The sequence below is a fragment of the Bartonella sp. CM31XJBT genome, from assembly GCF_028618555.1.
GTDB lineage: Bacteria > Pseudomonadota > Alphaproteobacteria > Rhizobiales > Rhizobiaceae > Bartonella.
In genome coordinates this window covers 26,886-40,119 of record NZ_JAQITD010000015.1, presented here as the reverse complement: position 1 = coordinate 40,119, position 13,234 = coordinate 26,886, and the positions used below count along the sequence as shown (strand labels likewise).

Genomic DNA, 13,234 nt, shown 5'->3' with positions numbered 1-13,234 from the left:
GCACATGCAAACTGAAATAATAGCGCAATTAGTCTTAATTCTTCCAGAGCTTTTAATTGCATTAGGAGCTGTCGTGCTACTTATGATTGGTGTTTATTCCAATACACGTGCTTCTTTAACAGTGACAGGTTTAGCCATGGCACTTCTTGTGGCAACCATTATTATTCTTATAGTTTTTCCGAAAAATGGTTCATTTCAAACCAATGCGCTCGTTATCGATTCCTTTAGTCGTTATATGAAAATTTTAATGCTTATTGGTGCACTCTTTTCTCTTATCATGTCTGTTGGTTTTGCCAATGCACAAAAGTTTAATATATTTGAGTTTCCAGTGCTTGTTCTTTTAGCAACCCTTGGAATGATGTTTATGATTTCAGCGGGTAATATGCTGTCGCTTTATATGGGGTTAGAATTGCAATCTTTAGCTTTATATGTTTTAGCAGCGATTAATCGTAATAATGTGAAATCTTCTGAAGCCGGTATAAAATACTTTGTTTTAGGAGCATTATCTTCAGGGTTGCTTCTTTATGGTATTTCTTTACTTTATGGTTTTACCGGTCAAATTGGTTTTCACGAAATTGCTCTTGCTTTAAAAGGTAAGAATGTACAATTGGGGGTCATTTTTGGAATTGTCTTTATTTTAGCTGGTTTGGCTTTCAAAATTTCTGCTGTTCCATTTCATATGTGGACACCTGATGTTTATGAAGGAGCGCCCACACCGATTACAGCATTTTTTGCTGGTGCCCCTAAAGTTGCTGCAATGGCTTTAATCATCCGTATTATTGTGACGACCTTTATTCCCCTAGGGCGTGTTGATAACGTGATGCCTGCATGGCAACAAATTTTGGTGTTCATGGCGATTGCATCAATGATACTGGGTGCTTTTGCTGCAATTGGTCAAAATAATATTAAGCGCTTAATGGCTTATTCGTCGATCAGTCATATGGGCTATGCACTTGTTGGTTTATCTGCTGGAGATATGCTAGGAGTAAAAAGTGTTATTCTTTATATGACGATTTATCTTGGAATGACGATTGGTTCATTTGCCTTTATTCTTGGAATGCGCTCTCAGAATGGCAATGTTGAAAATATTTATGATCTTTCAGGGTTAGCAAAGACGAATCCTTTTATGGCTATTGTGATGACAATACAGCTTTTTTCTTTAGCAAGCATACCTCCTATGGCTGGTTTTTTTGGAAAGTGGTATACATTTTCTGCGGCTGTCCACGCTGGACTTACTCCACTTGCTGTCGTGGGGATGATAGCGTCTGTCGTTGGGGCTTTTTACTATTTGAGAGTCATTAAAATTATGTGGTTTGATGATGCAAAAGCGCATTTTGTTGCTTTATCGAATGAGCTTCAGTTTTGTCTTGGTCTTTCTGTATTCTTTATTTTATTTTACGCGCTTTTTGGAGTTTGGTTCGCTGAGCTAGCAGAAAAAGCAGCAACAGCATTGTTTTAATGAATATGGTTTATACTTTATCAGATTTTGCACAAAAACAGGGATACACTGTTGAAGCGTACGATAGTGTTGATTCAACAAATCTCATTGCGCAACGAAAAGCGAAAACTGGTCATCAAGGTAATCTTTGGATTGTTGCACAAGAACAATCACAGGGAAGAGCAAGAAGAGGGAGGACTTGGTCTAGTCCAAAAGGGAACCTTTATTCTAGTCTTTTATTAATTGATGATATTGTTCATCAAACTGCGGCTCAACTTGGCTTTGTTGCTGGAGTAAGTGTGGCAGATGCAATAAAACAATTGATAAAAGAGGAAAAGCAGACAAACAATATTGTGAGCTTAAAATGGCCAAACGATATTTTGCTCAGAGGAGAAAAAAGCTCTGGAGTTTTGCTTGAGATTTTAAAATTGTCATCACAACAATATGCCTTGGTTATTGGTATTGGAATAAATGTGAAATATAATTATGAAGATGCAACCTATTCCACTTCAAGCTTAAAGAATATCGGTTTGCATATTGATGCAGAACAATTATTTACGGTTTTGACGGAGTGTTTTTCTAAAAATTACCTTCTTTGGAAACAACCAAAAGGATGTGAAATAATCCGAAAAAAATGGCTTTTATATTCCGCTCACCTTGGAAAACATGTCAAAGTGGTGAATGATGAAAAAGTCATTGAGGGTATTTTTGATGGTCTTGATAGTGATTTTAACTGCATCATAAAGCAAAAAGACGGTCAGACAGCCATTATAACAGCTGGAGATGTTCATTTTGGTTCCGCTGATTCTATTAATGCAGGTCGTTATTGAAAAATTATTTTACCATCAGATACCTTAATGATTTGGGAGATGTTTATGGTTGCAGCCAATAAGAATGAATTTGTTTTTTTACCTCTGGGAGGTGTAGGTGAGATAGGGATGAATTTAGCTGCTTACGGATTTGGTCCCCAAAGTCTTCGTGAATGGCTGCTGGTTGATATGGGGGTTAGTTTTGCTGGTTCTGAATTACCAGGTGTCGATCTTGTTTTGCCTGATATTCGTTTCCTAGAAAGTGAAAAACATAATATACGGGGTCTTGTTTTAACACATGCACATGAAGATCATTATGGGGCCGTTCTTGATTTATGTCCAAAGTTACAAGTGCCAATTTACTGTACGCCTTTTACGGCAGGGTTATTGGAAACTAAAAAACAATTAGATTTTGAATCTCAAAAAATTTTACTCAATATTTTTCAAGCTGGTGATTGTTTTCAGGTAGGTTCCTTTGCTGTAGAGGCTATAGCCGTTAACCATTCAATACCAGAATCTGTATCTTTAGCAATTACAACCTCTTTGGGGACTGTGATTCATACTGGTGATTGGAAAATTGATCATACCCCTTCACTCGGGGCTGTAACCGATGAAAAAAGATTTCGTGCTTTAGGCAAAAAAGGTGTTTTAGCATTACTTTGTGATTCCACAAATGCATGTCGGGATGGTATATCTCCATCAGAGCAGCAAGTTCAAGCCAGTCTTTCTGAGATTATTTCCAAAGCTGAAGGGCGCGTTGCGATAGCAACTTTTTCTTCTAATATTGGTCGGATACGTTCTATTGCTCTTGCAGCTGAAGCTGCTGGACGTAAGGTGCTTGTCATTGGGCGTTCCCTTAAGCGAAGTATTATGGTTGCACAAGAGCTTGGTTATATGAATGGTTTAGCGCCATTTGTAACGGAAGATGATTATGGCTATATCTCGCGAAAAGATCTTGTTTTAATTGTCACTGGGAGCCAAGGTGAGCCATGTGCAGCTTTGGCTAAACTGTCACGTGATGGAATGAAAAATATTGCACTTTCCGCTGGTGATACCGTTATTTATTCATCACGAAGTATTCCAGGAAACGAAAAAGCGATTATTGAGGTACAAAATCGTTTCATTGATTTGGGTATTGAAATTATTACGAATGAAGATGCGCTTGTTCATGTTTCAGGTCATCCACGTCGTTCAGAACTTTTACAGATGTATGATTGGATAAAGCCACAAATACTTGTCCCTGTACATGGGGAAGCAATGCATCTTAAGGCTCAGGCAACTTTAGCACGTCAAGCAGGTATTAAAACTGTTACGGATATCAGAAATGGACATATTTTACGCCTTGCACCAAAGCCTGTAGAAGTTATTGATCAAGTTCCTGTTGGCCGCATCTATAAGGATGGTTGCTTAATTGGAGATGAAGATGAATTAGGGATTCGTGAGCGCCGCAAACTAAGTTATGCTGGTCATGTTACTATTTCTCTCCATATAAATAGTAAGCATGAATTATTAGGGGATATAGGTCTAACAATATTAGGGTTACCTGAAAGTAATGGAAAGGGGAAAAGTTTAAAAGATATTCTTTTAGATATCGTAGAAAATACAGTTTATAATATCCCACGCATGAAACAGAAAAATAATGAACTTATTCGAGAGGCAACACGACGTGCAGTGAGAGCGGCTGTTCATGAAATTTGGCAAAAAAAACCTATCTGTACAGTTTTTTTACATCGGTCAAAATAAAGAACTTTCATATTACGTTATTTAAAAAGAGAAGAGCATTTTTATTTTATTGCTAAATAAGAAAAATAGAGAATAAAGCACAATAAATTTTTAAATGATAAGATCGTTATATTTGCAAGTATTCAGAATGCGGCTATAGATGAATAGAGGGTGTGATAAATTGTTCCGATATGATAGATCTGATTAGGAGTTAATTATTTCAATGCGTCTTTCTCAATATTTCCTTCCACTTTTAAAAGAGAATCCTAAAGAAGCAGAAATTGTTTCTCATCGCTTCATGTTGCGCGCTGGAATGATTCGACAACAAACATCAGGGATTTATTCTTGGCTTCCTTTGGGAAAAAAAGTGCTTGATAAAGTTTGTAAAATTATTCGTGAAGAGCAAGAACGTGCGGGTGCAATAGAAATATTGATGCCTACAATTCAGTCTGCTGATCTTTGGCGTGAAAGCGGTCGTTATGATGATTATGGTTTGGAAATGCTCCGCATTAAAGATCGTCAAAAGCGTGATTTACTTTATGGTCCAACCAATGAAGAGATGGTAACAGATATTTTTCGCTCTTATGTTCGTTCTTATAAAGATCTTCCGCTGAATTTATATCATATTCAATGGAAATTTCGTGATGAAATTCGTCCACGTTTTGGTGTGATGCGAGCACGAGAATTTTTAATGAAAGATGCTTATTCTTTTGATCTTGATTATGAAGGCTCTAAAACATCTTATAATCGTATGTTTGTTGCTTATTTACGCACTTTTTCTCGCCTGGGATTAAAAGCAATTCCTATGCGTGCAGATACAGGTCCAATAGGGGGGGAACTCAGTCATGAATTTATCATTTTGGCTGAAACAGGAGAGAGTGCTATCTTCTGTGATAAACAATTTCTTGAACTTACCGTTCCAGATAGTTCAATCGATTTTAGTGATAAAGCTGTTTTAGATGATATTGTTAAGCAATGGACATCTTGTTATGCAGCAACGGAAGAAATGCATAATGAAGAGGAGTGGGCTAAAGTTTCTGATCATAATCGTCTTTCAGCGCGTGGTATTGAAGTAGGTCATATTTTCCACTTTGGTACTAAATATTCTGCTCCAATGGGAGCAAAAGTTATGGGACAAGATGGAAAAGAGCATGTGGTCTCTATGGGATCTTATGGTATTGGGCCTTCGCGTCTTGTTGCGGCCGCTATTGAAGCTTCTCATGATGAAAATGGTATTATTTGGCCAAAGTCGATGGCACCGTTTGATTTTGGGATTATCAATATGAAACCCGATGATGAAAAATGCACACAGGCATGTGAGTTTCTCTATCAGGGATTAAAGGAGGTTGGTTTTGATCCGTTATTAGATGATAGAAATGAACGTCCTGGATCAAAATTTGCAACAATGGATTTGATTGGTTTGCCAACGCAAATCATTGTTGGCCCTAACAGCATTGCACAAAATGAAGTTGAAATTAAAGATCGAAAAACAGGAATAAAAAAATCTCTAAAGGTTGAAGATGTGCTCAGCCAACTTTCTATAATTTAATAGGAAATGTTATGAAGAGGCTGAAAAACAAATGCTTTTCATCTTATGAGTGGATGATCGCTTTTCGTTATATGATTCCCAATAAAAAACATGTCGTTGCATCTGTTATTTCAATTATTTCTCTTATTGGGATTATGTTGGGCGTATTTGCTCTGGTTGTTGTTATGGCGGTGATGAATGGCTTTCGTACAGAACTTCTCAATCGTATTCTTGGTATGAATGGGCATCTTATTATTCAAACAGTTGATTCTGGTTTTTCTGATTATAAGACTCTTATTTCTTCTTTAGAAACTACAAATGGTGTGAAGTTTGCTTTACCTGTTATTGAAGGTCAAGCGCTTGTTCAAGGTGAAGTTCAAGGTGGCTCTGGCGCGTTAGTTCGTGGTATGCGCAAACAAGATCTAGAAAAGCTTAAAACAGTCTCTCAAAACATTAAATTAGGATCGATTTCTCGGTTTGATCAAGAAGAAGGTGTTGCAATTGGAAGTGGCTTAGCAGAAAAATTAGGACTGACAGTTGGAAGAGATATTCGTATTATTACTCCAGATGGTGATGAGACTCCTTTTGGCGTTACCCCACGTGTGAAAGCTTATAAAGTCGTTGCTATTTTTGAAGTTGGTATGTCTGAATATGATTCAATATTTATCTTTATGCCTCTCCATGAAGCACAAATGTTTTTTAATTTGGGAGATAAGGTTCAGTCTTTGGAATTATTTCTAAATGATCCTGATGCTGTTGATCAAATAAAACCTGTTGTGGAAAAAGCAGTTGAACAACAGGTCTATTTAATTGATTGGCGTACACGCAATCAGGCTTTTTTTTCAGCCTTACAGATTGAACGAAATGTTATGTTTTTCATTCTTTCTCTGATCGTTCTTGTTGCTGCTTTAAATATTATTTCAGGGCTGATTATGCTTGTAAAAGATAAAAGTCATGATATTGCAATTTTACGCACGATGGGGGCTCAACAGAGTGCGATTTTGCGTATATTTATCATTACAGGAATGATGATTGGTTTTATTGGAACTATATTGGGTTTAGTTTTAGGTGTTATCGCGACCGCGAATATTAATCATATCCAAGATTTTATATCTTGGTTATTTAATGTCGACGTTTTTAATCCTCAACTTTATTTTTTAACAAAATTGCCTGCACAAATTGAGTGGAAACAGACCATCTTGGTTGCTATGATGGCTTTATTCTTGTCGTTTCTTGCTGCTCTCATTCCGGCATGGCGTGCTGCTAAGCTAGACCCCGTACAAGCTTTGAGGTATGAATAATGACAGCTATTTTAGAGCTTGTAGAGATTGAAAGACACTTTTTCGAGAGCCATAAGCCGCTCATTGTTTTAGATAAAGCGAATTTTATTCTTAATCGTGGAGAGCTTGTCGCACTTGTTGCACCATCTGGTGCTGGAAAATCAACACTTCTTCATATTGCTGGATTATTAGAAAAACCAACAGCTGGTGATGTGATGTTACGGGGTGTTTCTTGTGCAAAGCGCTCTGATAGTGAGCGAACAGCTATAAGACGGAATGATATTGGTTTTGTTTATCAATTTCATCATTTACTTCCAGAGTTTACGGCGTTAGAAAATGTCATGATACCGCAAATGATAGCAGGATTAAAAAAATCTATAGCAGAAGATCGTGCGCGCAAATTATTGACGTATCTGCGTGTTTCTCATCGTGCGAACCATCGTCCCTCAGAGTTATCGGGAGGAGAACAACAACGTGTTGCTATTGCACGTGCAGTAGCAAATGGCCCTTCGGTTCTTTTGGCTGATGAACCTACAGGAAATCTTGATCCAGTAACTTCAGCTTATGTCTTTCAAGCTTTATCTATCCTTGTTCGTCAGTCTGGTCTTTCTGCTCTTATTGCAACACATAATTACGCTTTGGCTAAGCAAATGCATCGTCGAATTACACTTAAAGAACAAAAGATTATAGAACTTCCTTAAAGCAAGGTACAAATTTTATACGACTAATTGAATAGTTTATATTACTTTATTCAAGGAGATTTTTTATGACAGTTTTTGTCGTTGACAAAAATCAATTAGATGCTCGTCGTCGTCGATTGATTTTTCGTGCATGGCATCGCGGTATTCGTGAAATGGATCTCATTTTTGGACATTATGTCGATGCTCATATTACTGGGATGAATGATAGAACGCTCTCTGAGCTTGAGTATATTATGTCTTTTGATGATCGTGATTTACTGACATGGATTACTGGAGAAATTTTGCCCCCCTCTGAGGTTGATAGTCCACTTTTTCGTGATATTGCCAATTATCGTACTTGCTTAAGTTATTAATCCAGATGCCTATATTTAAAAAAATTGTTATTCCCAAAAATAATTCTGTTCGTATGATTTTAGATGGCGTTACTGATGGATTTGAAGCCTTTGCGCTTGCTAAATTAAGTTCAGAAATTGCACAAGGTAAACCGCTCCTCTATGTTGTCCGTGACGGAACAAAAATTGTGCATTTACAACAAGTTTTAAATTTTATTGAGCCCAATTTACCCGTACTTCAATTTCCTGCATGGGATTGTTTGCCTTATGATCGTGTGTCACCAGGAATTGCTGTTATGGCACGTCGACTATCAGCATTGGCACACATAGCAAATTTACGTAAAGATCCACATCCTGCAATTATATTAACAACAGCAAATGCGATTATGCAAAAGCTACCTCCTCGTGAAATGATAGAAGCTCAGCTTATTCACGCACGTGTTGGCCAGCGCAATAACATGGGAAATCTTATTCAATTTCTAGAAACCAATGGTTTTGAACGCGTTACGGTTGTCCGTGATGTTGGTGAGTTTGCTGTAAGAGGAGGAATACTTGATATCTTTTCTCCGATGGATGTTGAACCTTTACGTCTTGATTTTTTTGGAGATACCCTAGAAAGTATCCGCGTATTTGATCCAGAAAGTCAAAGGACAACAGGCCAAAAAACTGAACTTTTATTACAGGCAATGAGTGAGGTTGTTCTTACACCAGAACGCATCAGTCGTTTTAAAAGCAATTATACCCGTACATTTGGTGTATCACAAAAAAATAACATGCTTTATGAAGCAATTTCTCAAGGTCGACGTTTTGCCGGTATGGAACATTGGCTTCCATTTTTTTATGAAAACCTAGATAGCTTTTTTGACCATTGTGGCAACTTACCGATAGTTTTTGAGCATCTCATAGAAGAAGTCTTCATTGAGCGCTATCGTCTTATTGAAGACTATTATAATGCGCGCAAAGAGCGCGAAAGTGATGAAAAAAATTCTACTTCTTATCATCCAATAGATCCTAGTCTTTTTTATTTAACGCCAGAGCGTGTTTTGGAAGGTGCGCAACAATCTTCGCAGCGTATTGATTTTTCGCCTTTTAATGTTCCACAAAGTTTGGAACAAACTGTTATTCACACCAATGTTAAACAAGGATATGATTTTGTAAAAGAGCGTAATGCGCAGGAAAAAAATGTTTTTTCAAGTGTTATTGATCATATCGCATCTTTACGCGCTGCTGGTAAAAAAGTGCTTTTAGCGTGTTGGAGTGAAGGATCTCTCAATCGTTTGTTACAAGTTCTCGATGAGCATGGATTGAAAAAAATAGATGTTGCAAAATCTTTGCAAACAGTCAAAGCAACACCTCGAGATCGCATATTAGCAGCTGTTATCATGATAGAACATGGTTTTGTGGCTGAAGATTTGGCTATTATAGCAGAGCAAGATATCCTTGGCGATCGTTTTATAAGATCGCCAAAGCGGCGTAAGAATAATACAAATTTTATTTCTGAAATTTCTGCTTTAAATTCTGGTGATATTATTGTGCATATCGACCACGGTATTGGCCAATTTGTTGGTCTTAAAACCATCAGAACCACTGGAATTTTACGAGACTGCCTTGAAATTAGATATGCTGGAGGTGATTTACTCTTTTTACCTGTTGAAAATATTGAGCTTCTCTCACGTTATGGCTCAGAAGGAACAGAGGTAACTTTAGATAAATTAGGAGGTGTTGCTTGGCAAGCACGTAAAGCTCGGCTTAAAAAACATTTATTGGAAATGGCAGGGCAATTAATCCGTATAGCTGCAGAGCGTATGACTCGTGCTGCGCCTGCTTTACTTCCACCAATTGGACCATTTGATGAGTTTGTTGCTTGCTTTCCCTATGAAGAAACGGAAGATCAAATGAATGCAATTGATGCTGTTTTGGACGATCTAGCCTCAGGCAAGCCGATGGATCGCTTGATATGCGGTGATGTTGGTTTTGGAAAAACTGAAGTAGCCATTCGAAGTGCTTTTGTTGCAGCGTTAAATGGATATCAGGTTGCTGTTGTTGTACCGACAACTTTGCTTTCACGTCAACATTACAAAACATTTATTTCGCGTTTTCAAGGATTACCGGTTAAAATTGGACATGCTTCGAGGCTTGTAAAAGCGAAAGAACTTGCACGAGTAAAAAAAGGTGTTTCAGATGGTACAATCGATATTGTCATTGGAACCCATGCATTATTAAGTGGTGCAGTTAATTTTTTACGGTTAGGCCTTCTTATCATTGATGAGGAACAGCATTTTGGTGTCAAACACAAAGAGCGTTTAAAAGAGCTTAAAAGTGATATTCATGTTCTCACACTTTCAGCAACTCCCATACCACGCACTTTAGGGTTAGCTTTATCGGGTGTACGTGAACTTTCATTGATAACAACCCCTCCCATTGATAGAATGGCGGTTCGTACTTTTATTTCACCCTTTGATGCACTTGTTATACGAGAGACCCTGCTTCGAGAATATTATCGTGGTGGACAAAGTTTCTATGTTTGTCCTCGTATTTCTGATCTGGCTTTTGTAGAAGAATATCTCAAAACATATGTGCCAGAACTGAAATTCGTTGTGGCTCATGGACAAATGCCGGCTGGACAACTTGATGATATCATGAATGCATTTTATGATGGACAATATGATGTGCTGCTATCAACAACCATTATTGAATCAGGTCTTGATATTCCAACAGCCAATACCCTAATTGTGCATCGTGCTGAGATGTTTGGTCTTTCTGCCCTTTATCAGTTACGTGGTAGGGTAGGACGTTCAAAACAACGTGCGTATGCTCTCTTTACATTTCCTGCTGGTAAAGTTTTAACAACTGCTGCTGATCGTCGTCTTAAAGTGTTACAATCTCTTGACACCTTAGGGGCCGGTTTTCAATTGGCAAGCCATGACATGGATATCCGCGGTTCAGGAAATTTTTTAGGTGAAGAGCAATCGGGGCATATCAAAGAAGTTGGATTTGAACTCTATCAAAAAATGCTTGAAGAAGCTGTTGCTGAATTAAAAGATGGAGAGCTAAATGAAGATAAGCAATGGTCACCTCAAATTTCTCTTGGTACAACAGTGATGATACCAGAAAGTTTCGTGCCTGACTTATCATTACGTATGGGACTTTATCGTCGTTTAACAGAACTTGATGGTTTAGAACAAATTGATGAATTTGCAGCGGAGTTAATTGATCGCTTTGGTCCTTTGCCCCTTGAGGTTCAACATCTTCTTAAAGTCTTTCATATTAAAACATTGTGTCGAAAAGCACATGTAGAAAAATTAGATGTTGGACCAAAGGGGATTGTCATACAGTTTCGTAATAACTATTTTGCAAATAGTGTTGCTCTTGTTCAGTGGGTGGGAAAACAAGGTTCAATGGCAAAAATTCGACCAGATCAAAGTATTGCTCTTATTCGTGATTGGTCCACAGCGGATGAAAGGCTTGTTGGAGCAGCGAATATTATGACACAGCTTGTCGAAATGGCAGAACAACATTCTGTTTAAAAAATTTCTTTATTGTTTCAGAACTGTTACTCATTTTTATAAAATCATTCTATAAAAACAAACAGTTATTGATTTTGTATAAGAATAAAATTTAAGTTTATAATAAAGAACCCTTTATATATTTATTTGGTTTTTATTATATACGTATTGATATAATGAAGAAAATAGATTAGACGGTTGGACCGCATTAAATAGCACTTTCAATATAATAAGCTAATAAGCTCCTGTAAATTTTTTAGAAAGAAAAAATTTAGGTAAAGATAACATGCTTTCTTCATTACAAAAGTTGCTAACGATAGTTTTTTTATTACTCACTTTAATATATGGCGTAAAAAACGCTTATGCTGAGTTTAGCTTAACCGAATTATCTCTTTCTGGTTTAACGCTTGATGAGAAATATAAGCGTATTAAAGAAAGACTACAAGTTATTGAAAAGAGGATAAAATTCATTGAAAAGACATTTGCTGATTTAACACTTTCGCAAATACGTTCTCATAATATAGAACATGATAAGCTGCTACAAGAACACGGAGACCTTAATGAAGAGCGTTATAAGCTTTCTTCAAAACTACGTGATTTAGCGCAAGAAATGGAGAATTTAGCATATAGAGCGCATAGGGCAAGAGAGTATAGAGTAGGAGAGTATGAAAGAAAATTAAGTAAAGCAACAGAATATCTAAGGTCTCGAAGCGCTTCTGAATTAGGAATGAGTGATGATACAGCAAATGTAGAAACTCTTAACGATAGAGCGATTGATGAAACGATACGACTCTATCCCTTTATGGTTCTTTCTTGTAAAATTCAAGAGAGTCTGTTGGACAGTGATATAGGGGATTTATTACGGAAAGATTTTGGTTGGAGGAAAAAAGATTTTAGATGGGCAAAAGATGCAATCAATTCAATAGATCCTGAATTAATAAAGCACTTTGAAGAACGAATGGTGATTAGTGTCTCAGATTTTGAAGAAGAGATAATTAGTGGTATAAAGGATATGGTGATGCGCAATCCTTCGAATGTAAAATCTGCTCCTTTATTATGTAGAAGCACGAGAGAAATATATAATATAATGCTGCCAGAAAAGAGAAAGAGTATTATGATCGTATGCGTTCCCATGTTGAAGAGTTATTCAATTAAAAATTTACTCATATAAATACAGAGAAATTAAGCTGATATACTAAACAATAGTTAAAACATATTAGTAATAATATATTTTATTTTTTGAGTTATTACTTATTATTTATAATAAAGTAATCTTATACACATAATATATTATCTGTTATTCTTATCATATAAGACTTAATATATATATATATTAAATAATAAACTCATATATTTTTTTATGTTTTCTTTTTATGCATAATTTTTTGTGCTTGTAGTTTTTTATTTTTATCTGATTAATTATTTTAATGACGATACATCTCATATCATAAATCTTGTTTCATTAATACGATAAGAGAGATTTTTTATAGCTCTAAGTTTTGTTATATAGGAAAACAAAATGATATTTTGAATTCATTTTTTCTTAAAACTTAAATCATTAACGATTTATATCTTTGATGTTGTGAAAGCTGAAAAGAATTTATCATTTTAGAAGCTTCTTTTATTTGAGAAATAACTTAAAATAAATTGATAAAAGCTACATTTTTTATTCACGTTATAAAGCTGAGAGATGATATTTGTACAGATATGCAATAATAGATGTATAATATATGAGCATAAATTTATTATGGCTTTAGGCACGTGAGATGATTCATAGGGGGGCCTTTGTTCAGTAGTTTTATCTATAAAACTAACTCCGCTTGTGATGTACAAGTGGATAAATTTTATTGATTCAATATAAGAGAGGTTTGCGCTATTAAGATCTTTCATACAATATAGAAATAGAAAAAAGATAAAT

The 13,234-nt window shown here is 36.2% G+C and carries 9 protein-coding genes; all 9 read left to right on the top strand.

Features of this window, described 5'->3' with window-relative positions; translation table 11 throughout:
- Nucleotides 1-4 precede the first annotated feature (4 nt).
- The 9 genes from nuoN (at nt 5) to PVV63_RS07110 (ending at nt 12,487) form a co-directional block, all read left to right on the top strand.
- Complete coding sequence (gene nuoN / locus PVV63_RS07150; RefSeq protein ID WP_273791274.1) at nt 5-1,459, top strand: NADH-quinone oxidoreductase subunit NuoN; 1,455 nt, start codon at nt 5-7, stop codon at nt 1,457-1,459.
- Nucleotides 1,459-2,268, top strand: a complete 810-nt coding sequence (locus tag PVV63_RS07145) for a biotin--[acetyl-CoA-carboxylase] ligase (RefSeq protein WP_273791273.1) — start codon at nt 1,459-1,461, stop codon at nt 2,266-2,268. Before nuoN ends, PVV63_RS07145 begins: the two co-directional genes overlap by 1 nt.
- Before the next feature lie 45 nt (nt 2,269-2,313).
- Nucleotides 2,314-3,990 carry a ribonuclease J gene (locus tag PVV63_RS07140; RefSeq protein ID WP_273791272.1) on the top strand — a complete coding sequence of 559 codons (1,677 nt, stop codon included), beginning with the start codon at nt 2,314-2,316 and terminating at the stop codon, nt 3,988-3,990.
- A 202-nt stretch (nt 3,991-4,192) separates the two neighbouring features.
- The gene (gene proS / locus PVV63_RS07135) at nt 4,193-5,518 is read left to right on the top strand and encodes a proline--tRNA ligase (protein ID WP_273791271.1); all 1,326 of its coding nucleotides are present in this window, start codon (nt 4,193-4,195) and stop codon (nt 5,516-5,518) included.
- Between the two features lie 11 nt (nt 5,519-5,529).
- A complete protein-coding gene (locus PVV63_RS07130) occupies nt 5,530-6,798 on the top strand; it encodes a lipoprotein-releasing ABC transporter permease subunit (RefSeq protein WP_273791270.1) in 1,269 nt (422 codons plus the stop codon).
- Nucleotides 6,798-7,478: an ABC transporter ATP-binding protein gene (locus PVV63_RS07125; protein WP_273791269.1), complete on the top strand. Its 681-nt coding sequence runs from the start codon at nt 6,798-6,800 to the stop codon at nt 7,476-7,478. Before PVV63_RS07130 ends, PVV63_RS07125 begins: the two co-directional genes overlap by 1 nt.
- A 65-nt stretch (nt 7,479-7,543) precedes the next feature.
- The gene (locus PVV63_RS07120; protein WP_273791268.1) at nt 7,544-7,831 is read left to right on the top strand and encodes a succinate dehydrogenase assembly factor 2; all 288 of its coding nucleotides are present in this window, start codon (nt 7,544-7,546) and stop codon (nt 7,829-7,831) included.
- Nucleotides 7,832-7,836: 5 nt separating this feature from the next.
- Nucleotides 7,837-11,337: a transcription-repair coupling factor gene (gene mfd, locus PVV63_RS07115; RefSeq protein WP_273791267.1), complete on the top strand. Its 3,501-nt coding sequence runs from the start codon at nt 7,837-7,839 to the stop codon at nt 11,335-11,337.
- Between the two features lie 265 nt (nt 11,338-11,602).
- Nucleotides 11,603-12,487 (top strand): hypothetical protein, encoded by an 885-nt coding sequence (locus PVV63_RS07110; RefSeq protein WP_273791266.1) that lies wholly within the window; start codon nt 11,603-11,605, stop codon nt 12,485-12,487.
- Nucleotides 12,488-13,234 lie beyond the last annotated feature (747 nt).

Bases quoted from the DNA above. Each gene is read 5' to 3' on its own strand.
- nuoN (WP_273791274.1), top strand. From the start codon at position 5: ATGCAAACTGAAATAATAGCGCAATTAGTCTTAATTCTTCCAGAGCTT.
- PVV63_RS07145 (WP_273791273.1), top strand. From the start codon at position 1,459: ATGAATATGGTTTATACTTTATCAGATTTTGCACAAAAACAGGGATAC.
- PVV63_RS07140 (WP_273791272.1), top strand. From the start codon at position 2,314: ATGGTTGCAGCCAATAAGAATGAATTTGTTTTTTTACCTCTGGGAGGT.
- proS (WP_273791271.1), top strand. From the start codon at position 4,193: ATGCGTCTTTCTCAATATTTCCTTCCACTTTTAAAAGAGAATCCTAAA.
- PVV63_RS07130 (WP_273791270.1), top strand. From the start codon at position 5,530: ATGAAGAGGCTGAAAAACAAATGCTTTTCATCTTATGAGTGGATGATC.
- PVV63_RS07125 (WP_273791269.1), top strand. From the start codon at position 6,798: ATGACAGCTATTTTAGAGCTTGTAGAGATTGAAAGACACTTTTTCGAG.
- PVV63_RS07120 (WP_273791268.1), top strand. From the start codon at position 7,544: ATGACAGTTTTTGTCGTTGACAAAAATCAATTAGATGCTCGTCGTCGT.
- mfd (WP_273791267.1), top strand. From the start codon at position 7,837: ATGCCTATATTTAAAAAAATTGTTATTCCCAAAAATAATTCTGTTCGT.
- PVV63_RS07110 (WP_273791266.1), top strand. From the start codon at position 11,603: ATGCTTTCTTCATTACAAAAGTTGCTAACGATAGTTTTTTTATTACTC.